Here is a 21,632-nt window from a genome sequence, read left to right on the forward strand (position 1 = left end):
AGAATCAATAAAAACAATAAGATAGAAAAATTCTCTTTCTTTTAACCCCGAAAGAGAGCACTTGAAAGCGAGTTGTGAGCAGGTGACAACAACGTTTTGGAAATTAGGAAAGCCCCATGAAATCTACGATAATCATCGTGAGTCACGTCGTGAATGATGCGATCACTCACGGCTTCGTGCCGACAGCAAAAGCGATGGGTCTCCACGTCATTTTGATCACAGACCACAAACTCAACCACTTAAAACTGGCAAATGAAGATGACCGCTTTAATCCCGATGAAATTTTGGAATGCGATGTCTTCAACCCTCTTGAACTCATCGAAATCATCACAGAGCAAGAGCTAGAACCTCATGCTGTTTTCAGTAACAGCGACCACCTACAAACTTCCACCGCAATCTGTGCACAGTTCTTTGGTGTGCCTGCTAAAGATTGGAATGTGACTCTTAAGGCGAAAAACAAATACTTAACTCGTCAGGTTCTCAACGAAAAATCGTTACCTAATACTCGAAGTGTTTTGTTAAGTCGAGAGAGCGCTCCTGTATTCGATTTCGATTTTCCTGTCGTTGCGAAGCCCAAGGAGGGCGTGGCTAGTTTAGACGTGCAGCGCTGCGAGTCTGTAGCTGAGCTGGATAACTATTGCGATACGTTTTGGCAAAAGCACCCTACGACTCCCATTTTGGTTGAGGCGTTTTTACAAGGTCCGCTTATCACTGTCGAAACCATTGGCGACGGGGAAAATTTAGTCGCACTTGGTGGGTTCGATGTAGAACTCTCTGCGCCACCTTACTTCATCGAAACAGCGGCGAGTTGGAATGGTATTAACAGCGTGCACTACCGAAAAGAATGTATACGTCAGCTTCAAACATTTGGGGTGGGGTTTGGTGTCTGTCATAGCGAATTCATCATCACAGATTCGGGGCCGGTACTGGTCGAGATCAACTATCGAAGTATTGGTGATGGCCGGGAATTTTTGCTTGATAACCTCAGTGGCGGGAATTGGTTCAATACCATCTTAAATCTTCACTTGGGTCACAAGCTTGACCCTATATTTCGTATTGATGGCAGTGCCCATGTGCACTATGTAGTGGCGCAACAAAGCGGTTTGATTGAAGGGTCATCAACCTCTTTCATTCACCAAGAGGGCGATATTGTCACTCAACAGCAAGTGCTTAAGAAGGTTGGTGAGACGTTCCAACAAAGTTTCTCCAACAAGGATTACCTAGCGAGAATTTCGGTCGTTTCTCCTTCTGGTCGAACACTAGAACCCGCGCTACAACAGGCAATCTCTCGCTTCAATCTAACAGCAACAAACGAGGTAACAGCATGAATGAAAACGCGTTATACCTCACTCAACGCTTAGTCGATACTTGCTTGCGTGAAGATTTATTCGGATTAGTTTCTCAAAGCCGATTTGAATCTCAGCTCCCGAGTACACTCAAGTTATCTTCTTATCCTCGTAATCAAATTTGGGCTGTTTTTGCGGGTTCAGACTTTACACTCTACTTGCCCGTTACTCCGAGCTATTACATGCAGCGTTGGGTATACGGCCAACCAGATGGCTCGAAAGGTGATGGTTGGTTCATCGAGAGAAATGGTGTCGTTGAAACCCAGCAGCACTATCAAGATTGGATCGAATTATTGAAAGCAAGTGCTCACGAAAGCTCGCATTCGTTATTAGATGGTTATTTGCAAGAACTCGAATGCGCAGAAAAACACAAAGGATTGTGTGATAGCGCCTTCAGTCAGCAATCCGAATCACTCATGCAGCCGATTTCTCAACTAGAACGTTGGGAGAAAAAGCTATTACGTGCCGATCAAATCGCATCCTATCTTGACCACCCTTACTACCCGACAGCACGTGCTAAGTTCGGTTTAAGCGATCACGACCTAGAACAATTCGCGCCAGAATTTGCACAAAGCTTTGAACTTCGTTGGCTCGCAATCGAGAAGTCACTCGTTACATTGACCAGTCCACAACCAGAATGTTGGCCAACGATGGAGCAAGTGGGTCTGCCCGCCGATTTTGCTCTTAGCCATGAGTTATTCCCCGCACACCCATTAACACTAAGAAGTCTTGATGGACTTCCTGATGGTGTCATTGAAGCGCCGGTTGCGTGTCTTGAGGTGACTCCTACCCTGTCAGTGCGCACTGTGGTCGTGAATCAAGCACCACAGACTCACATCAAAGTACCGCTGATCATGCGATCTTTAGGTACTAAAAACATTCGCCTAATCAAACCATCGACGCTCTATGATGGGCATTGGTTTGAACGTTTATTGACGCACTTAGAGCAAACAGATCAAGACTTACGTGGCACGCTTTTCCATTGTAATGAGAAACATGGCGGCCATGTTGGAGACGATAAAACCTTTGCTTACATTGTGCGTGAATACCCGCAGAGCTACTTCCAAGACAAAGCACCGGTGCCTGTGGCTGCGCTTGCCAGCCCAATGCCTGATGAACGTTTATTCTTGGAACACCTCGCTGAACAGTATTATCAGCAAGATACGCTGACTTGGTTTAAAGATTACGTTGATCTGCTTTGCAAAGTGCACCTTACATTGTGGATTCGTTACGGTATCGCTTTGGAGTCCAACCAACAAAACGCCATCATTGCATTCGATGAGCAAGGCAAGATGACCTTAGCCATGAAAGACAACGATGCAGCACGTATTTGGCCAGAACGTTTCCAAACGTTTGAACAACAATCGCCTGTAAAATGTGAGCAGCTTTTAGATCAGCGCATCACTGTAGACAACGAACTTGCTCTTGGTCAGATGTTTACCACGATTACTTTGCAGTTAGACATTGCCGCGATTGTCGAAGCAATGGCGACGAAAGGAATCGCCACGTCAGCTTATCTATATGAAGTGGTTGCCAATAGCCTTTCCCAACAGCTTAGCCAGTTGGACAAACAAGGACACAACACCAAGCTCGCAAACGAGATGTTGTTTGAGTCACCCAACCTATACGCTAAATATCTATTGAGCTCAGGTAGCTTGTTGTCTAAAGAGTCATCCGGTGCAAGCGATATCAATAAATTTTATGGCTTGTCAGCACCGAACTTTTTATTGCTAACCAGCGAAGAAGCACAACACGCTTACCTTGAAAACATCAAGCAGAGTGTGAGTTAACGCATCATGACCAAACTCATCTATTGTGTACTTTTAAGCCACTTTATCGCCGCGTTTGCAGCCTTAGGCATGCCGCTATTTTTGCCAATGGTATTGCCAACACTGGATGCAAAAATTACTTCGGACTGGGCGGGGGTACTGTTCATTTTGCCGACCTTTTGCACTGCCGTTGCGGCACGCTTTTGGGGGCAGTTTGCTGATAAATATGGCAGACGTCGCTCTCTATTACGTGCTCAACTCGGGCTTGCAGCAGGCTTCGCGCTGTGTGGCTTAGCCGATAATCTCTCAATGTTTGTGTTTGGTCTTATCATTCAAGGAACCTTTGGTGGCACCATGGCCGCCTCAAACAGCTACTTATCCAGCCAAATCAACGATGCGAAATCACTCGGTAAGTCACTCAATAAAACTCAGCTTTCTGCCCGTCTGGCTCTAATTATTGCTCCGATAGGGCTTGGCTGGAGCTTATCAGAAACAAACCCGCTGAACGCGTATCTGTGGTTGTCCGCTTTGCCGCTATTCGCGCTATTGATCACCTTAACATTACCCATCGATTACTTAGCGAAATCTAAGGGAATTGTAAAAGATCAGGTATCGAATAAAGCTCAAAGCAGCCAAACCAACTCGTTAAATACGCTTTATTGGGTGTTTGGCGCGCAGTTCAGCTTTGCTTTCGCCATGGTCGTCACGTTCCCCTATTTCTCGCCTTATGTGCAGCAATATGGCGTGACAAGCCAAGCGTGGATTGGGTTTTTATATGCCCTCCCACATGGTGTTTATCTGCTCTTTGCAGGAAAAGTCCATCTGTTCTCAGAATGGGTTGATCGCCACCAGTTTGAACGTAATCAAGCGCAGCGTACTTTATGGCTAGGCTTTGGTTTGCTTTCACTCAGTGCAGCAATGCATCTCACTCCTTATCAAGAAGTGTTGATTATTGCTCGTATTGTTTTCGGACTTGGCATGGTTTGCTGTTATCACGGCTTGCATCAAGCGTTAGCAAACCAAATTGATCGACGACAAAGCGGCAAAGTATTTTCGCGCTTTGACGCTATGTCTAAATGGGGTGGCGTTGCGGCTGGGTTGAGCGCGTCTTTTATATCAAGCTTGGGCTGGCTTGAGTTTCCTTTCATACTTTCTATGTTGGTCAGTGGCATTGCTGCTATCGCGCTGATCATCCATTCAAAATTTGGACATCAACATGTTACAGACTCAATTATCTCCAAGTGAACATTACGCTGAAGACCAAGCTCTTCAAAATCGTAAAAAAGTACTGCTAAACCGAGAAAAAGCCCAACTCAATACCATCATGGGCGTGGTGAACTGTTACTTGCGTGAATACGCGATACCCAATGAACAGGTTAATTGGCGCTACAGTTCTGCCTCTCTGCCTCAAACTTTGAAAAGAAACTACAACGCTCACCAACGCGTGGCCATTCACCTACCTCACCAAGATCAACCTCAGAAAAATGGTCTGATGGTTTTACCCGTTGAGTACACCAGTAAACTGGGGAAAGTGAAGCTCAGTGATACACCTTGGGCTAAAATGCCCGGTGCAGCTTGGTGCAAATTGGACGCAACTCAAACCCTGACGCATCTACTCAGTTACCTAAAAGAAATGCTGACGATTCCATTCAATCACGAGTTGGTCGAGCAAATGGAAAACAGTTTGTTGATTACCGAGCAGTTCCTAAACTCAGACAACTCACCTCAGCATCACAACGCGTTTATCGCATCAGAGCAATCGTTACTTTGGGGACATACTTTTCATCCAACGCCAAAGAGTCGCTCAGGGGTCAGTATCGATGATCTGCTAGCGTGTTCCCCTGAGGTTGGCGCTAAGGTTCCCCTATATTGGTTTAAGGTCGACACCGCGTTGCTCGACGTCTTGAGTTCAGATGACCGAACCTCACCAACGACCATGCTTGAACAACTTGCACCTGATGAAAACAATTCCGCAGGTACTATGCTTTACCCTTGCCACCCTTGGGAAAGTTACACACTTTTGCAAAACCCAGTGGTCAAAACGGCCATTCAACAAGGCAAAATCATCCCGCTTGGATTAGGTGGTGAAAAACTCTTACCCACTTCATCCGTGCGCACTCTGTACCACCCAGATATGGATTGGTTTGCTAAGTTCTCTATCAATGTACGTTTAACTAACTGCGTACGTAAAAACGCATGGTATGAGCTCGATAGTGCCGTTCAATTAACCTCGATTCTGCATCCCATCAAAGAGAGTGAACAGTTACGTAATCCTGTATTCAAGGTAATGACTGAACCTTACGCGACCACATTGGATCTAGAGTCGGTTGCCGAGCAGGAACAAACTGATGTTATTAAAGCTCGCGAGTCGTTTGGTATTTTGTATCGAGAGAATTTCACCTTAAGCGAAACCGATATTTTGCAACCAACGTTAGCGGGAGCCCTCTTTGCTTACGATACAGACGGGAACAGCTGCATCGCCACTCAACTCAAACAAAAAGCGCAAACAACACAAAGCCAATATGACAATGTCGCCACGCTGTGGTTTGAGCGCTATCTGCATTGTTTGATTCCGGGCGTCTTTAACTACTACTTCAAACATGGGGTTGCGTTTGAACCGCACTTACAAAATACGTTGATTGGATTTGAAAAAGGCATGCCTTGCTGTGTATGGATTCGAGACTTAGAAGGCACCAAGCTACTACGCGAGTTTTGGCCATCAGAAACACTTCAGCAACTTTCAGAGCGTGCTCGTCAATCGGTGTACTACAGCCGTGAGCAAGGTTGGAACCGTATTGGCTATTGCACCTTCATTAACAATATCAGCGAGGCCATTTTCTTTATCGCTGAGGGTAACTCGGCACTTGAGAATACGTTATGGGGAACTTTAAAAGACGCTATCGTCCGCTGGCAGTCTATCAATGGCCAGCAACCCGAACTAATGGCATTGCTTAACGATGGTCATTTCCCAAGCAAAAATAACTTCACAACACGTTTGATGCAAAATTCCGATAAAGAGTCCGGTTACACCCAAGTTGCAGCACCGAGGCCAACTCATTCAAAAGGAGTTCACCATGCTTAATTCTCCTCAACTTTCAGCCTCTATCCATCAAGAAATCCAGCAATTGGCCAAGCAACAAACGCAACCATTATGTGCTTATCTTTATGATCTCGATGCATTGGAGCAGCACATTAAACAGATGCGCCATGTATTGCCTAAAAACGTAGAGCTATTTTACGCTGCGAAAGCGAATCCTTCAGAGCCAATATTACGCACTTTAGCCCCTTATGTTGATGGTTTTGAAGCGGCATCAGGCGGAGAGCTTACACACCTCCACCAGCAACAACTCGACAAACCACTGATCTTTGGTGGCCCAGGGAAAATGCCCAGTGAGTTAGAGCAAGCGATTATACTCGATGTTGATGCGATTCATGTCGAAAGCCTCACTGAGTTACAACGCATTGGTGCTTTAACTCAGAGGTTGAATCGACCTGCTTCGATCTTCTTGCGTATGAACATTGACATTGGTGACATCACACTTAGCAAGTTAGCCATGGGAGGAAAGCCAACCCCGTTTGGCCTAGATGAGAGTGAGTTAAGTAATGCCTTGATGTACCTACGCGATTTCCCCTTAATAAAGTTGAAAGGCTTTCACTTCCATTTGATGTCACATCAACTCGACGTTGATCGCCACCTCGCCTTGATGCAACGCTATTTCCAAGTGGTCAAAGAGTGGAAAAAAACGTTCTCACTCGATGAGTTGATCATCAACCTCGGTGGAGGTATGGGGATCAATTACCAAAACCCTAAACAACATTTTCCTTGGATGGAGTTCTGCGACAAATTGGAGTTCCTGATTTCCAAGGAACATTTACAAGATTGGAAGCTGCGTTTTGAATGTGGCCGCTACATCTCTGCACCTTGTGGCTATTACGTAATGGAGGTCTTGGATATTAAACAAAATCTTGGCGAGCATTTTGTGATTGCCCGTGGTGGCACGCATCATTTCCGTACTCCGGCAGCGCAAAGCCATGACCACCCTTTTGCAATCGTGAAAAGTAATCAGCAACCCACGATTTCACATCCGATAAACCATGCCACAGCCACGTTGGTTGGACAGCTTTGTACGCCAAAAGATGTTCTGGCACGAAATCAACATATCGAGCAAGTCGATATCGGTGACTATGTGGTGTTCACTCTAGCAGGCGCTTATGCTTGGAACATCTCGCATCAAAACTTCTTAATGCATGAACCTCCAGTGTTTCATTATTTCTAAGCGTCCCGCTGTGCTCTATGATTTCTAACTGATAGTTTGAGTTGAAACTCCATAGAGCCAGCTAAAGGCACTCAATAAAAAGGCACCAAATAAAAAGGCGTTAGTAAACTCAAGTCTACTAACGCCTTTCTTCTGTTTATCTTAGCCCTTTTGCAAAACAGCTGCAGTGATTGAGTAACCGACTCCCCACTGTGATCGTAATGCAGAACCAAACCGTAGTTAATTGAAATACAAATACTTAGCATTTTTATCGACTACTCAGCGGGAGCAACACATGGACAACAGAATCACCATTTTAGAGTTTCTCAGAGTGTTCGATTGCATTCGCTCCTCGGGCAAGCCATTGGAAAGCAAATATCAGCTGGACGAGATGGTAGCGTGGCACGATTACGATGGTTACACCTGTTGGTTGAGCTACCGAGACGTTACGGTGACCCTGATGTTCCACGGTTCATTGAAGATCGAATACGACAAAACATCGAACTATGAAGACTTCATCAAGCGTTGTTTAGCTATGCTTGAAACTGAGCCTTCGCCGTAAACTACCCATAGCTAACGAGTAAATAACGCAAAGCCTATGGGGAGCAGTGGAGAAAATGATGAATAGAACCAATTGTAAAACGCGGTCACTCCTCACGTTAACCACACCTTTACTCCTTCTACTAAGCCTACATTCGTTAAGTCTTAAGGCTGAAGCAATAGGGACAAACATGATCGACTTTACACAAGCGAGTGAGCATCAAAACTGGACAGTGACCAACGACGATGTAATGGGCGGCATCTCAACAGGCGAGCTCATTTATGTTGATAATATGAGTCGATTTAGGGGCGAGCTATCGTTAGAAAATAATGGTGGTTTCAGTTCTGTAAAGCGCTCCATTGAATCACCTGCCCATGAAATAGATAGTGCAGAGCTAGTTTTTGTTAGTGATGGTCGCACCTACCAACTGAGGTTTACAACATCAAAAGACGGCAATCGAGTTCAATACAAACACGATTTCGATACCATTAAGGGAGAGCAATTTAGCAAGGTGTTCCACTTCGATGATTTTCAAGCGGTGTTCAGAGGTCGACTACTGAACGATACGCCGGAACTTAGGGCACAAGACATCAAACAAATCGGCTTTTTGATTGCAGACAAACAGGCATCGCCTTTTGAGCTAAACCTAATACAGCTTCACTTCAAAACATCGAAACCTATCATATCACCAGAAGCTAATTAAACTGACTAAACTGAAAACAAACAAAAGCCCCTGATACCTTTTGACTAGCAATCAGATATCAGGGGCTTCTTCTATTTAAACCGTCAACAATTCAAAACAACGGCGGATTAAAACATCAGCAATTAGTATTTGATAGCTGTTTTACCAATCGAGGCACTGCTTTCAATACGTTGGTGTGCATCTTTGATTGTATCCACACTAAAGCCATTTAGGGTCGTGGTTAGCGTCGTTTTAATACGGCCCGCATCAATCAGGTTCGCAGCTTGGAATAAGATGTCTTGCTGCTTCTGGATATCTTCAGTGTTAAACAGTGAACGTGTAAACATCAGTTCCCAAACAAAGCCTGCTGATTTACCTTGCAGCGCTGATAAGTCAATGCCACCGTCAAACTCTACGATCGAACTGATCATGCCTTGCGGTGCAATCAGCTCAACCATCGCATCCCAGTGCCCTTTGGTATCAGCAACATTGAAGATGTAGTCGACATGTTGAATGCCTTGCTCTCGCACTGACTCGACAAGGTTACGGTGGTTCACCACATAGTCCGCCCCCATATCCCTTACCCATTGTTCCGTTTCAGGTCTTGAAGCTGTAGCGATAACATTCAGGTTGGTCAGTTGCTTAGCCAGTTGAATCGTAATTGAACCAACACCGCCTGCGCCACCAATGATCAGGATAGACTTTTTCTCTTCAGGACGAACACGCAGGCGGTCAAACAACGCTTCCCATGCAGTTAGTGTTGCTAGTGGCATAACGGCTGCAGCTTCATCAGAAAGGCTCTTAGGCGCTTTAGCGGTAATACGGTAGTCCACAGCTTGGAATTCTGCGTTAGCACCCATACGTGTTACGTCACCCGCATAGTACACACGGTCACCGACTTCGAAGCCTTCAACGTCAGCACCTTTGCCAACAACTTCGCCGACTGCGTCATAGCCCAGCACTTTTGGCTGCTCAAGAGTTTTGTCTTTAGCATTACGAATACGAATTTTGGCGTCAGCAGGGTTGATAGAAGTCGCGCTTACTTTTACCAGCAAGTCATTATTTTTTAGTTCTGGCAGACTCGTTTCAAACTCAAATAAACTGTCTTGCTCTGTAATCGCAAGTGATTGAGTAAATCCGATAGCTTTCATTATTGATGGTACTGACATTGTGCTTTCTCCTTGAATTAGACGAGTTAATCTTAGTCAATTCTCACTCTGGATAAACCGCCTAATATTTGAATGATTCTCAAATAATTTTTGATAGTGGTGTTACCGCTATCTGGGTAATGCAGACATCTAACTGCATTGCCAACGGCTTAGAGGTTAAATAAGGCCTTTCTCAATCAACCAATCATGTGTCACTTGATCTTGTGGTTTACCTTCACGGCAAACTTTGTAATCCAGATCTGCGATGATGTCGTTCGAGAAGCGTAGGGAGTCCAACTTCTGAATCTGTTGTTCGCTGAACAGATGCTTCTTGTCGTCTCTTAAAAGAAGCACTGCTCTGTCCACAATTCCGAGTAGGCCTTTTGGCTCTTTGAGCTCACGAATATCGTAACGATAGTGCAAAAACTGAGGTTTCCACAGTGGCACTACCACCCACTCTTTGTTTGCGACCGCACTTTCAAAGGCACTGAAACAATCATCTTCACTGCCAGGAAAGAACTCGTAGCCGGCATCGCTCAGGCCATAGTCTTTCATCATCTGGATAGAGAAGCGTGTGATGCCAGCGCCGGGGTTGATGCCTTGGATGGTCGAGTTCATTTTCTCGATCACTTCGGCCTTTAATAAATCAGAGACTTCAGAAACCGCGTCTTCAGGCACATAGTCTGGTACGCCCCACAAAGCATAAGGTTCATAATGAAACCCAAGCTCGATAAGCGGCTCAACTTCTTCAACGCCCGCTTTGTAGAGACCATGACTTGATGGCAACCACGCAGAAGAAAGCATATCCACTTGGCCTGTTTTCAGCTTTTCAAAGTTCTCTTGATGTGGAGAGAGAATACGCTCTACCTCAAAACCCATGGCTTTCAATACATTGGCAACCAATGATGCGGTCGTACGGTGGAACGACAAATCCGTTACACCCATTATGATTTTCTTAGTCATCTTGTCCCCCTAGATCGTAGGCTTCGTTCATACAGTGTGTACTGCACTACGTTGTCGATAGGGGAAATGATAGTGAGAAAATTACTAATGAAAAACAGCCTCATATTTGAATTATTATCAAATTAGTTTTGACAATTAAGTGTTTGAAGCTAACTTAGGAGCGATAATTAGAGATAACCCATCTGCAGATTGTGATGGGGAAATATTCCAACGCCATGTTTAGAACATAATTCAATACAGGTAGACAACATGCTTCTTGAAGACTTACAGGTCATTTTGAAAGTGGCAGAGTTTCGTAGTATCACTGCAGCAGCCACCAACCTTGATATGCGTACGGCTACCGCAAGCGCTGCCGTTAAACGTGTTGAAGCGGCTCTGGGGGCGGAATTGTTTGTAAGAACCACGCGCCACCTAAGGCTCTCTTCAGCAGGCGAGCGCTATTTACCTGATTGTGAACAAGCCTTAAAAATGTTGGAGCAAGCGAAACTCAACATGAGAGAAGAGCTTGGTATTGTTGACGGTGAAATTCGCATCGCGCTTTCTTCTGATCTAGGACGAAACCTAATCACACCTTGGCTTGATGAGTTTTTACTGGAATACCCTAACGCCGCACTACGTACTAGCATCAGCGATAGCAATATCGATTTTTACCGTGATTCTGTTGATATGGCGTTGCGTTACGGCTCTCCGACTGATGCCAACATGTATGGCTTTAAAATCTGCGATGTACCCAGAATATTGTGTGCGGCCCCTGAATACTTGGCTGAAATGGGAACACCAAAACACCCGAGTGACTTAGCGCAGCACAATGGGTTGCTTTACCAACTCCATGATATGTTACAAGACGAGTGGGTCTTTAACGATGGTACTCAAGATCATAAAGTGAAACTAAAAGGAAATCGCGCTTCGAACGACGCAGACCTTGTCAGACGTTGGTGTATCGCAGGTAAAGGAGTGGCAATAAAATCTTGTTTAGACATGTCACCTCATCTGCTTTCAGGTGAAGTGGTTAAAGTCATGCCTGAGTTTAAGCCGACCCCTACCGAGCTGTGGTTAGTGTGTCCAAGTCGTCAATCCATCACCCCGACTGTTCGCTTATTAAGAGATCTATTCCGCGATAAAACTGCGGAGATCCTTTCGCAACTGAGCGAACAAGGCATTATAGAAAGCAAAATATCATAGGATCTAATGCAGCTTGGATATAAGAAGTAGAGATACAAAAAAGGCGTTAGAGAACTTCAATTCGCTAACGCCTTTAATCATTTGAACATCATATGGGTATGATGAACATGCTGACTTTATTACAAGTACTTGGTTTAATAACCTTAATACAAGAGTTTAGTTTGACTCGTCTTCAACAACGTCACAACCTGCACAGCACTGAAGAGCAATTTCATGTTCGAAGGTGATGGTGTCTTCGCCTTCTTCCAGTAGCTCTGCGATTTCATCCGCGACTTCTTTCTCATCATCCGCTTCAATTTCGCTTGCTAGCTCTTCTTCTGAATAACCGAAGAAGTTAAGCAATAGGTACTCACGAGCTTCCTCTTTAGTACATACCACGTTTGCTGAAAGATCAGGTGTAATCTCACCTTGCGCAAGCGTCGCTGTCAGTTGAGCTATCACATCCTCTTTCATCGCAGGCGTTAACCAACCAAGATCAGTACTTACCGTCGTTTTTTTACAGTCGAAGCAAGGCAGTTGATGAAAATAGTATTGAAAGGTAGTCATAAGTAATTTCTTCTTTAAATGTTGTATAGCGAGATTATGCGCGTTTTGTAGCAAAATACTATCTCAATCACAACCTGAAACCGCTTCGTGCTGAGTATTTTTACCAGCGCCGCGCAAGCTGATGTGATCATTCGATAAAAGCGCTGTTTTACCTATGCTTACTCAGCTTTACGCTTGTTTACATTTGTACGGGTAATATATGCCTCATCAAATAATAAGCGTGGCACTTCACAAATGCTTTAGTCCTTGCTTAGCTTCGACGCTCTAGCTATCAGACCACGACTTACTTGGCTACTTGGCCCTGACTTGTTTGAAATAGCTTTGTTTTCAATTAACTTACTTGCACTTGGCTTATTTTGAACCACGCTTATTTAAATCACCCGTTTCGGATACCCAATCAATGATCATCACAAAATATCAAGCCCTTGCCCTTTCATCAGTTGCTTTGCTCGTTACAGGCTGCTCACCATCATCAGATACACCCTCGGTCAGCAACGTCAGTGATTACCAAGGCTCAGCGAGTATTACTCAAGGGTTGGCGACCACCGTTGAATCGAATCTCTTTGAGTGTGCAAACGGACGTAGCCGAGTGGCGGGCGTCGGGGAAATTACGGACTCGGAAGGAAAGGTTTGGACGGTTCCAGCCAAGAACAACTTTGCGACAGGGCCGAAAGCCTTTGATCTTTATGAAGAGTGCTCAAACACCACGCCAAGCAGCCTAGCCGAAGTCGATCAAAGATCTGTACCGGTAGCTGTTGTGGATCAAGACGGTGAGGAAATAACAGGCTATATTTTTGCCGATAACTATTTCGAACTTTATATCAACGGCAAGTTAATCGCGGTAGACACCGTTCCTTTCACACCGTTTAACTCAAACATCGTCAAATTTAAGGTGAAGAAGCCTTACACGATTGCGGTGAAAGTGATTGATTGGGAAGAAAACCTAGGTCTTGGCAGCGAAGATAACCGCGGAAAGGCATACCACGCTGGTGATGGTGGCTTTATTGCGAGCTTTAGTGACGGAACCGTGACAGGACCAGACTGGCAAGCACAAACCTTTTATACCTCACCGATTTATGACCTGACTTGCTTGAGTGAAGTGGACGGGAAGCGTCTTTCTGAAAGCTGCACCACGGAAGGAACGGACCACGGTCAAGATGCCTACGCCGCTCATTGGGAAACACCAAACAACTGGATGAACCAAGAGTTCGATTCAACATCTTGGCCTCAAGCATCGGTATACTCAGAAGACGATATTGGCGTAAACAATAAAAAAGCGTACATGAACTTTATCGAAAAATTCAGTGGTGCAGGCGCAAGCTTTATCTGGTCGACAAATGTCGTTCTCGATAATGAAGTGCTACTGAGATACGAAGTTAAGTAGCTTTATTCCTTTGTAAGCAAGCCCAGTCACGAGTATGACTGGGCTTACTACTCAAACAGCTTGCTGGTGTTTCTAATTCACAGCGAACCTGATCATAATCTTGAGTCATCTCATTACGACGAAGTTTGCGAAGTCTTGTTTGCTCCACGCGACTTAGCTTTGTAATTGTGTAACCAGCAACAAAACAACCCGATGCACAGACCCCAAAATGCGCTACCGATTCCCAGTAAATTGGTCCCAGAAGCAGTGAATAAGAAAGTAAGCAGTGCGGGTTCTCGGTAATAACTGTCTGCCATTGATACCGCAAGGCAATTCATCAATGTCGGCATCACCGCTAAGCCAGCAACCGCAATGACAATCTCAGAGGGTACGGCGCTAAACAGCGACACAAATGACATCCCCATCACACCAGCTAACAAGTAAAACCCGCCCATACAGATCCCCGCCATATAACGTGTCTTTGGATTACTATCCGCATTCGGGCCCATGCAAATAGCGCCCGTAATCGCTGCAAGGTTATACGCAAAACCACCAAACGGTGCGAAGATCAAACCTGTCACCCCGGTGGTGGTAATGATCTTCGATGAATCAACTTGGTATCCGTTCGCTTTTAGAACCGCAAATCCCGGTAAGTTCTGTGAAGCCATCGTCACTATAAACAATGGGATACCGACACTGAACAACGAAAAGAACTCAAAATCGGGCGTAATGAACACTGGGGTCGTTAATCCCATAGTCACCTGACTAACATCGAGTTTGCCAAACCCCACACACATAACCAGTGCGATGATGAAAATGCTTGGGATCAGTAAATTTCCTAACCGCGCTTTCGCCAGAATAAATATAGCGAGCATGACCGCTACGACTTGTACTTCTTCCATTAACGACGTGAATAAACCTAAGCCGAATTGCAATAGAATCCCCGCGAGCATCGCAGAGGCAATCGATGTTGGAATCTGTTTTAGGACTTTCTCAAATATCCCCGCTAATCCAACTAACGTGATCAACATCGAACTGAACAAAAACACGGCCACGGCCTGATTCATTGTCAGCCCTTCAAGAGACGTGATTAACAACGCAGCTCCAGGCGTCGACCACGCTGTAACCACAGGCTTCTTGTAGTGAAACGAGAGCAGTATCGTGGTTACGCCCATGCCAATTCCCAACGCCCAAAACCATGACGCCACTTGTTCTTCGGTTGCTCCAGCACTCATTGCCGCTTGGAAAATGATCGCCGCGGCGCTCGCATAACCAATGAAAACAGCGATAAAGCCGGTACTGACGTGAGAAAATTTTAGCTTAGTCATGTTAATTTATTCCTGCGTGCGTTATAACGTCCATAGACTGAACTTAGCACCCGTACGCTATAACGCACAACTGATTTTTGAAAAACTTGTAGAGAAAATATGCAAACAGAAATTAAAGTCGGCGTTAACTTGAAACGCCTTCGCCAAGAAAAAGGCTGGAGCTTAGACAAAACAGCGAAAGCAACAGGCGTGAGTAAAGCAATGTTAGGACAAATTGAACGTGGAGAATCAAGCCCGACAGTCGCTAAGCTCTGGCAGATAGCTTCTGGGTTCGAGGTGTCACTTTCGAGCTTTATCGCGGCTAGCCCAAACAGTGAACTGACGAGTTTATTCAGAGATGCAAACGAACTAAGGCATGAAGAATACAACATTGGGTTTTTCGTCAGTTTGTTGTTTCCTTTTGAGGAAGCACTAGGGTTTGAAATATTCGAACTCACCCTAGCACCCGATTACCAGCATGAATCTGCCCCACATAACGCAGGTGTCACTGAGCACATCTTATGCATTTTGGGAGAGATGGAAGTGATGTTTGATGATGAGTGGCATACGTTACGCGCAGGGCAAGCCGTCCGCTTTAATGCTAACCAGAACCATGGCTACAAAAATATCGGTGAAGGAAATGCCGTATTTCATAATGTGATTCACTACCCTAATAACAAGCAATAGTGCCGGATTTGGTGATAACGGCTATAACCGGATGTTTAGCGCTAACGAAAGAGCAGGCATCCCACTGGCTAGTATTCACTGAGAACGACTATACGTTGACGACCATGCTGCCATCTTCTGCTTGGTAACGTGCCCATAGTTGAGAAAGGTTTTCTTTATTAAGCTGTATCTCTTTTTCTTTCAGAAACGCTTCGTTGTGCAGCTTCGAATACGAGCGCTCAGCAAGGTCACAGCTAAATGTAACGATGGTTTTCCCTTTCCCCATTCTAGCTGCAGCGTATAGCGCACCTGCTACGTTCAGCGATGAACTGCTTCCTAGAAGAATACCGTCATGCTCCGCAACAAGGCGGGATATCGTCACCAAATCCTGATCGGGAAGCGTGATGGCACGATTGATTTTTGCCTGCCTGAAGTTTTCAACCGTTCGCATGATCCCTATGCCTTCCGTGAACGAACTTCCTGTGGATTGATAGTGTCCATTACGCAAAAACGAATAAATGCCGGACCCATTTGGGTCAACTAACCAAGTTTCGAGATTGGGTTTCTGCTCAGATAGATAATGTGAGTTTCCGGCAATGGTTCCACCAGTCCCCACCACAGAAACTAGAGCATCAATATTCCCCTGTGTTTGCTGCCATATTTCCGGTCCAGTATTTAAATAGTGCGCTCGATAATTACTGAGATTTTCAAACTGATCTGCCCACCAATAATTCTCATTTTCGACACCAATCCGCTTAGCCGTGTGGTAAAAATGTTCAGGGTTTGCAAAAGGACAAGGGTCGACCAATAACAGTTCAGCATTATAAAGCGAGATCATGCGCTCTTTCTCTTGTGCCTGCCCTTTTGGCATCACCACCAACATTTTGTAACCAAGGGATTTAGCGACTAGAGCAAGGCCGATCCCCGTATTTCCTGCGGTACCTTCAACGATTGTCATTCCCGGCTTAAGCTTTCCGGCTTCTACTGCATCCATTACCAACTGAAGTGCCGCTCTATCTTTAATCGAACCACCCGGGTTCTGGTGTTCGCACTTAATAAGAATCTCACAACCTGATATCTCTGAAAGGCTGTTGATTCTAACAAGATCGGTATCGCCGATGAGTTCACTGAGATTGTTTGCAATGTGGGCAAATGACATCGCGACTCCATTTATTTGTTGAGGATGAGTTTGTTGATCGATTGATCTGTCGATGATCATAAGCGTAGCTCTGAGGTCTGCTTAGTCAAGGAGTGGCGGAATTGAAAAGACTCTCATTTTCCAAATAACAATTATAATTAGGAGTGATCGAATAGACTGAGGGTACAAAAATGTTTCTAAAAGAGAAAAAGAGCGGTGACCTCGTAGATGTAACTGAAATGACCAAATTAACCAACTTATTTCAGGACAGTATCGAAGGTCGGTTTCAAGCTGGCGAAGAACAGCAAGACCCTGAGATGTTTAAAAAGTCCGAACTGGTGTTTATGTCAGGTGAAGAGTTACCTCGATGCTGGACAGATCCAAACTACCGCTCAGAGGTTAAATAACCTTAACTCTTCCAGAGTACCAAGTGAGTTGTAATTGAAACTCTGTTCTAAAAGCGTTTGACGATGGCCTTGTGGGCTATGTAATGGCATAGTTCATTTGGCCCCCTGTTAAAGCGTTAAGACGCATCTTTACTAGGCACAAAAAAGCGAGCCACTTAGGCTCGCTTTTCAATTGTTTATTAAGCAGTTGCTTCGATTACAGAAGTTCTACCGACTGTTGAGCAATAACGAACTCTTCGTTAGTTGGGATAACCATTGCTACAGCGTCTAGCATTTCTGATTTAGCGATGATGCCTTCAGCGCCAAAACGAGCGGCTTCATTGCCTGCTACATCTTCAACAAAACCAAGAATCTTAAGGTTGTTTAGAATTTCACGACGTATTGGTAGAGAGTTCTCACCGATACCGCCAGTGAAGATGATGCCGTCTAAAGAGTCTAGCGTTGCAAGGTAAGAAGCGACGTATTTAGCTACGCGGTAAGTAAACACCTCAAACGCAAGCTTAGCGCCTTCATGGCCCTCTTCCATTGCTTCTAAGATGCCACGAGCATCGCTCGTAAGACCAGACACGCCAAGGAAGCCAGACTCCTTGTTTAGAGAGTTAAATACTTGCTCTTGTGACCAACCTTTCTTAAGTAGGTATTCGATAATACCTGGGTCTAAGTCACCACAACGTGTGCCCATCATAAGGCCAGAAAGCGGTGTGAAGCCCATTGAAGTATCAACACTGTTACCGTCTTTGATAGCACATACAGAAGCACCGTTACCTAGGTGAACAGAGATGAAGCTCGATTCTTCTACTGGCTTGTTGACCATTTTCGCAGCTTCACGGCTAACGAAGTAGTGGCTAGTACCATGGAAGCCGTAGCGACGAACGCCGAAGTCTGTGTATAGCTCTTTTGCGATTGCACCTGTAAATGCACGTTGTGGCATTGTTTGGTGGAAAGCAGTATCAAACACAGCGAACTGAGGTAGAGAAGGGAAAGCTTCAATCGCAGCACGGATACCGATAGCACCTGCTGGGTTATGAAGTGGAGCTAAGTCAGATAGGCTTTCAATCTCACTCGTTACTTCTTCAGTAATACGAACGGTTTGAGTGAACTTCTCACCACCGTGAACGATACGGTGACCGATCGCTACGATATCAGCTGTGAAGCCCAAGTCTTCCATCAGGCCAACCAATTTGCCAATGGCAATTTTGTGGTGGTTACCCTCGCCTTGAATAGCAATTTCTGTTTTCTGACCTTGATGCTTCCAGCTCATGCGAGCATCTTCAAGACCAAAACACTCCCCTAAGCCACTTAATACTGCGTCACCAGAAACAGAATCGATGACAGCAAATTTAAGGGAAGAACTACCCGAGTTAATAACCAGAACAAACGAATTAGACATTGGATATGGATCCTGTTTCAGTACGAATTTAGTGAAGTTTGCGCTTCAATTTTAGTTAAGTCTATTATTCAATAATTTTTGAATCTTTCAACTTTTGTTTTGCAAAAACCACCAAATGAACACAAATAAGTTGATCTTAGTCATCAATTCATTTCTTTCGAGAACGAAAATTAAAAAATAGTTGAATTAGATAAAGTAAATGCACTTATGAAACTGATAGATTCATACAAACCACATTGAGAGCAAAGTCATCTCGGATTGAAATCTTATCCAAGAGTCCAATTCATAAATTAAGCCCATAAAGCCAAAAAACAAGCTAGCGTTCGACGCTGCGACTTAAAAAATACAGCGCGACACTTAAATATAGAGCGGTTGGTTATCAATACCCGCTGATAGACTTTAAGGCGTTTAACTTCGCCTCAGCACTATAAATAGATCACCTATTCGGATCGAAAGGTTGAGCAGCTCTTACTTCAAAATCCATTTCATTTTTCATTATAGCTGTGCACTTCTTTTGCTAGACATCGCTCGACTCCCATACATCCAGACTAAACACGCTACACGGCGCTTTACGCACATCTCACTGTTGCAGCCTTATGATGCGAGGCGCTATCTTAAACAGGGCTCAGAACGTGCTACAGGCGTGAAGAATAAAATAGCAGGCACAAAAAAGCCGAGCATTATGCTCGGCTTTTAAATTCACTGTTTAAGCTATTCGTCTATAAGCACTTGGCTTGTAAGCTTCAGCTTAAACTAAAGGTTGATTAACCTTCGCTGCGCTCTGGACGACGACCGCGGTTGCCGCCATTGCCTGCTGCTGCGCTGCCATGGCCACGTTCGCCACGGTGGTTACCACGGTGATCACCACCACGGTTACGGTCAAAGCGACGTTCGCCATCACGACCACCAGCAGAGTTACCATCACGACCGCCAGCTGGGCTACCATCACGGTTACCACGGTAGCCACCACGACCGCCATTGCCACCTTCACGGTTACCGCCTTCGCGATTACCGCCTTCACGGTTACCACGATAGCCGCCGCCATCACGACCGCCACGACCGCCATCACGACCGCCGCCGCCACGACGAGGCTCACGGAAATCGTTGAAATCAACAACTACAGCGCCAGCTTCTTTTTGACGAATGCGAAGTTTGCTTAACTTACCAGTAGTTTCAGAGTTCATTGCTTTTGGAAGCTGAACGTAAGTAGAACCTTGGTCTAGCTTGATAGCACCGATAGAACCTTTAGTTAGGCCTAGTTCGTTTGCTAGTGCGCCAACGATATCTTTAACCTGAACACCTTGCTCACGGCCAACTTGTAGTTGGTAAGTATCCCAATCTTGCGTATTGAAGTTACGACCACCACCGTCACGGCCATTGTCACGATCTTCACGACGATCTTTACGACGGTTCTTATCGCGCTCGATAGCAGCGATCATTGGGTCTTCGCCAACGTAGAATAGTGGGCTCTTACCTTGCTGACGCTTAAGAAGCATTGCAGCTAGAGTAGCAGCATCAACTTCTAGAGATTCTTGTAGTGTAGAGATTAAACCTGCGAAGTTTTCTAGAGCTTTGCTCTCTTTCTCAGTTTCAAGCTCAGCACCAAGCTTAGCAACACGTGCAGCAGCAACTTCGTCACGTTGTGGAAGTTGGATTTCTTCCATTTGAGACTTAGTTACACGCTCGATTGTGCGAAGCATACGGATTTGGTTAGTACGAACTAGTAGGATCGCTTTACCTTTACGTCCAGCACGGCCAGTACGGCCAATACGGTGGATGTAAGATTCAACATCGAATGGGATGTCGTAGTTAAATACGTGAGTGATACGTGGAACATCAAGACCACGTGCTACAACGTCAGTTGCAACTAGGATATCGATAACACCTTGTTTGATGTGATCAACAGTGCGCTCACGTAGAGACTGAGGAATATCACCGTGCAATGCAGCAGCTTTGAAGCCACGTGCAGATAGCCAATCAGCTAGACGCTCTGTGTCTTGACGAGTACGTACGAATACGATTGACGCGTCAGTTTCTTCAGTTTCAAGAAGACGAGACATTGCTTCGTCTTTCTCTACGCCTTTAACAACCCAGTAATTCTGCGCTACTTTGTCAACTGTGTGGTTAGTACCAGCAACGTCAACTCGTGCAGGGTTACGTAGGTAACGGTCAACAATAGTCTTAACCATTGGAGGCATAGTTGCAGAGAAAAGTACACGTTGTGCAGATTCTGGAGCTTGCTCAAGGATCCAAGTAACGTCATCTACGAAACCCATTTTTAGCATTTCATCTGCTTCATCAAGAACAAATGTATGTGCTTCATCTAGGTGTAGACGGTCACGAGTTAGTAAGTCTTTAACACGACCTGGAGTACCAACAACAATGTGAGCACCGCGGCTTAGAGCACGCATTTGGTCAACAATTGAAGCACCACCGTAGATTTCAAGAACTTTAAGACCGTTGATGTCACGACCTAAGTTTTTGATTTCCGCAGCAACTTGAATCGCTAGCTCACGAGTAGGAGCCATGATGATTGCTTGTGGTTTGTGTTGGTTCAGGTTGATTTTGTTAAGTAAAGGCAGAGAGAATGCTGCTGTTTTACCAGTACCAGTCTGTGCTTTACCTAGTGCGTCACGGCCTTCAAGAAGAAGAGGAATAGCTGCTGCTTGGATTGGAGTCGGAGAAACGAAACCCATGCTATCAAGAGCTGAAAGAATGTTATCGTTAAGGGCTAATTCATTAAATTGAATTACAGATTCGGACATTGGGATCCCACTATATATAAGTAAACAAAAGGTCCCGGGAGCTCTATCAATTCCAATACTGATCCAATCAGATACTGATTCCATTCAGAGTTACGAAGCAGTAATAAAACACTTCAAGCCATTAGGGACGTCTAAGGGAGGCGGATTATTCCCTAAATGCATA

The 21,632-nt window shown here is 45.0% G+C and carries 18 protein-coding genes; 11 read left to right on the forward strand and 7 right to left on the reverse strand.

All coding sequences use genetic code 11. From position 1 onward, the window contains the following. The first annotated feature begins 116 nt into the window (after positions 1-116). The 7 genes from AACT19_RS21760 to AACT19_RS21790 all read left to right on the forward strand — a co-directional run bounded on the left by AACT19_RS21760 (position 117) and on the right by AACT19_RS21790 (position 8,615). Positions 117-1,328 (forward strand): ATP-grasp domain-containing protein, encoded by a 1,212-nt coding sequence (locus AACT19_RS21760; protein WP_076648722.1) that lies wholly within the window; start codon positions 117-119, stop codon positions 1,326-1,328. Then, entirely contained in the window at positions 1,325-3,136 is a 1,812-nt protein-coding gene (locus tag AACT19_RS21765; RefSeq protein ID WP_076648724.1) for an IucA/IucC family protein, read from the forward strand. Before AACT19_RS21760 ends, AACT19_RS21765 begins: the two co-directional genes overlap by 4 nt. Positions 3,137-3,142: 6 nt before the next feature. Beyond that, positions 3,143-4,360 (forward strand): MFS transporter, encoded by a 1,218-nt coding sequence (locus tag AACT19_RS21770; RefSeq protein ID WP_076648726.1) that lies wholly within the window; start codon positions 3,143-3,145, stop codon positions 4,358-4,360. Next, the gene (locus AACT19_RS21775) at positions 4,332-6,197 is read left to right on the forward strand and encodes an IucA/IucC family protein (protein WP_076648727.1); all 1,866 of its coding nucleotides are present in this window, start codon (positions 4,332-4,334) and stop codon (positions 6,195-6,197) included. The genes AACT19_RS21770 and AACT19_RS21775 overlap by 29 nt, the downstream gene beginning before the upstream one ends. Next, entirely contained in the window at positions 6,190-7,392 is a 1,203-nt protein-coding gene (locus AACT19_RS21780) for a type III PLP-dependent enzyme (protein ID WP_065605427.1), read from the forward strand. The genes AACT19_RS21775 and AACT19_RS21780 overlap by 8 nt, the downstream gene beginning before the upstream one ends. A 274-nt stretch (positions 7,393-7,666) precedes the next feature. Continuing rightward, on the forward strand, positions 7,667-7,933 hold the full coding sequence (locus AACT19_RS21785) for a DUF3081 domain-containing protein (protein WP_076648729.1): 267 nt from the start codon (positions 7,667-7,669) through the stop codon (positions 7,931-7,933). Positions 7,934-7,979: 46 nt separating this feature from the next. Then, positions 7,980-8,615: a CIA30 family protein gene (locus AACT19_RS21790; protein ID WP_076648731.1), complete on the forward strand. Its 636-nt coding sequence runs from the start codon at positions 7,980-7,982 to the stop codon at positions 8,613-8,615. Positions 8,616-8,737: 122 nt separating this feature from the next. Here AACT19_RS21790 and AACT19_RS21795 read toward each other — a convergent pair whose 3' ends face one another. Continuing rightward, positions 8,738-9,763: a zinc-binding alcohol dehydrogenase family protein gene (locus AACT19_RS21795; protein WP_076648733.1), complete on the reverse strand. Its 1,026-nt coding sequence runs from the start codon at positions 9,761-9,763 to the stop codon at positions 8,738-8,740. A gap of 156 nt (positions 9,764-9,919) precedes the next feature. Next, entirely contained in the window at positions 9,920-10,687 is a 768-nt protein-coding gene (locus tag AACT19_RS21800) for a glycine betaine ABC transporter substrate-binding protein (protein ID WP_076648735.1), read from the reverse strand. A gap of 267 nt (positions 10,688-10,954) precedes the next feature. Here AACT19_RS21800 and AACT19_RS21805 point away from each other — a divergent pair, with 267 nt between their 5' ends. After that, a complete protein-coding gene (locus AACT19_RS21805) occupies positions 10,955-11,887 on the forward strand; it encodes a LysR family transcriptional regulator (protein ID WP_076648737.1) in 933 nt (310 codons plus the stop codon). Positions 11,888-12,043: 156 nt separating this feature from the next. Here AACT19_RS21805 and AACT19_RS21810 read toward each other — a convergent pair whose 3' ends face one another. Next, complete coding sequence (locus tag AACT19_RS21810) at positions 12,044-12,433, reverse strand: hypothetical protein (protein ID WP_017081954.1); 390 nt, start codon at positions 12,431-12,433, stop codon at positions 12,044-12,046. A 400-nt stretch (positions 12,434-12,833) separates the two neighbouring features. Here AACT19_RS21810 and AACT19_RS21815 point away from each other — a divergent pair, with 400 nt between their 5' ends. Next, positions 12,834-13,817, forward strand: coding sequence for a hypothetical protein (locus AACT19_RS21815; RefSeq protein WP_076648739.1), 984 nt, complete (start codon positions 12,834-12,836; stop codon positions 13,815-13,817). A 113-nt stretch (positions 13,818-13,930) separates the two neighbouring features. Here the strand turns inward: AACT19_RS21815 and AACT19_RS21820 are convergent, their stop codons facing one another. After that, positions 13,931-15,124: a benzoate/H(+) symporter BenE family transporter gene (locus AACT19_RS21820; protein WP_076648741.1), complete on the reverse strand. Its 1,194-nt coding sequence runs from the start codon at positions 15,122-15,124 to the stop codon at positions 13,931-13,933. A 99-nt stretch (positions 15,125-15,223) separates the two neighbouring features. Here AACT19_RS21820 and AACT19_RS21825 point away from each other — a divergent pair, with 99 nt between their 5' ends. Continuing rightward, positions 15,224-15,790 (forward strand): helix-turn-helix domain-containing protein, encoded by a 567-nt coding sequence (locus AACT19_RS21825; protein ID WP_076648743.1) that lies wholly within the window; start codon positions 15,224-15,226, stop codon positions 15,788-15,790. An 88-nt stretch (positions 15,791-15,878) separates the two neighbouring features. Here AACT19_RS21825 and AACT19_RS21830 read toward each other — a convergent pair whose 3' ends face one another. Further along, entirely contained in the window at positions 15,879-16,928 is a 1,050-nt protein-coding gene (locus tag AACT19_RS21830; RefSeq protein ID WP_076648745.1) for a cysteine synthase A, read from the reverse strand. 170 nt (positions 16,929-17,098) lie between these two features. On the opposite strand from AACT19_RS21830, the gene AACT19_RS21835 reads away from it, so the two are divergent. After that, positions 17,099-17,314 carry a hypothetical protein gene (locus AACT19_RS21835; RefSeq protein WP_004731730.1) on the forward strand — a complete coding sequence of 72 codons (216 nt, stop codon included), beginning with the start codon at positions 17,099-17,101 and terminating at the stop codon, positions 17,312-17,314. Between the two features lie 196 nt (positions 17,315-17,510). Here the strand turns inward: AACT19_RS21835 and AACT19_RS21840 are convergent, their stop codons facing one another. Both AACT19_RS21840 and AACT19_RS21845 read right to left on the reverse strand, forming a co-directional pair. Further along, positions 17,511-18,704: an acetate/propionate family kinase gene (locus AACT19_RS21840; protein WP_017081950.1), complete on the reverse strand. Its 1,194-nt coding sequence runs from the start codon at positions 18,702-18,704 to the stop codon at positions 17,511-17,513. A 764-nt stretch (positions 18,705-19,468) separates the two neighbouring features. Further along, the gene (locus AACT19_RS21845; RefSeq protein ID WP_076648747.1) at positions 19,469-21,553 is read right to left on the reverse strand and encodes a DEAD/DEAH box helicase; all 2,085 of its coding nucleotides are present in this window, start codon (positions 21,551-21,553) and stop codon (positions 19,469-19,471) included. Positions 21,554-21,632: the final 79 nt, after the last annotated feature.

It is taken from the genome of Vibrio sp. 10N.222.47.A9 (genome assembly GCF_963872585.1).
In the GTDB taxonomy this organism is placed as follows: domain Bacteria; phylum Pseudomonadota; class Gammaproteobacteria; order Enterobacterales; family Vibrionaceae; genus Vibrio; species Vibrio splendidus.

Bases quoted from the DNA above. Each gene is read 5' to 3' on its own strand.
- AACT19_RS21760 (WP_076648722.1), top strand. From the start codon at position 117: ATGAAATCTACGATAATCATCGTGAGTCACGTCGTGAATGATGCGATC.
- AACT19_RS21765 (WP_076648724.1), top strand. From the start codon at position 1,325: ATGAATGAAAACGCGTTATACCTCACTCAACGCTTAGTCGATACTTGC.
- AACT19_RS21770 (WP_076648726.1), top strand. From the start codon at position 3,143: ATGACCAAACTCATCTATTGTGTACTTTTAAGCCACTTTATCGCCGCG.
- AACT19_RS21775 (WP_076648727.1), top strand. From the start codon at position 4,332: ATGTTACAGACTCAATTATCTCCAAGTGAACATTACGCTGAAGACCAA.
- AACT19_RS21780 (WP_065605427.1), top strand. From the start codon at position 6,190: ATGCTTAATTCTCCTCAACTTTCAGCCTCTATCCATCAAGAAATCCAG.
- AACT19_RS21785 (WP_076648729.1), top strand. From the start codon at position 7,667: ATGGACAACAGAATCACCATTTTAGAGTTTCTCAGAGTGTTCGATTGC.
- AACT19_RS21795 (WP_076648733.1), bottom strand. From the start codon at position 9,763: ATGTCAGTACCATCAATAATGAAAGCTATCGGATTTACTCAATCACTT.
- AACT19_RS21800 (WP_076648735.1), bottom strand. From the start codon at position 10,687: ATGGGTGTAACGGATTTGTCGTTCCACCGTACGACCGCATCATTGGTT.
- AACT19_RS21805 (WP_076648737.1), top strand. From the start codon at position 10,955: ATGCTTCTTGAAGACTTACAGGTCATTTTGAAAGTGGCAGAGTTTCGT.
- AACT19_RS21810 (WP_017081954.1), bottom strand. From the start codon at position 12,433: ATGACTACCTTTCAATACTATTTTCATCAACTGCCTTGCTTCGACTGT.
- AACT19_RS21815 (WP_076648739.1), top strand. From the start codon at position 12,834: ATGATCATCACAAAATATCAAGCCCTTGCCCTTTCATCAGTTGCTTTG.
- AACT19_RS21820 (WP_076648741.1), bottom strand. From the start codon at position 15,124: ATGACTAAGCTAAAATTTTCTCACGTCAGTACCGGCTTTATCGCTGTT.
- AACT19_RS21825 (WP_076648743.1), top strand. From the start codon at position 15,224: ATGCAAACAGAAATTAAAGTCGGCGTTAACTTGAAACGCCTTCGCCAA.
- AACT19_RS21830 (WP_076648745.1), bottom strand. From the start codon at position 16,928: ATGTCATTTGCCCACATTGCAAACAATCTCAGTGAACTCATCGGCGAT.
- AACT19_RS21835 (WP_004731730.1), top strand. From the start codon at position 17,099: ATGTTTCTAAAAGAGAAAAAGAGCGGTGACCTCGTAGATGTAACTGAA.
- AACT19_RS21840 (WP_017081950.1), bottom strand. From the start codon at position 18,704: ATGTCTAATTCGTTTGTTCTGGTTATTAACTCGGGTAGTTCTTCCCTT.
- AACT19_RS21845 (WP_076648747.1), bottom strand. From the start codon at position 21,553: ATGGAATCAGTATCTGATTGGATCAGTATTGGAATTGATAGAGCTCCC.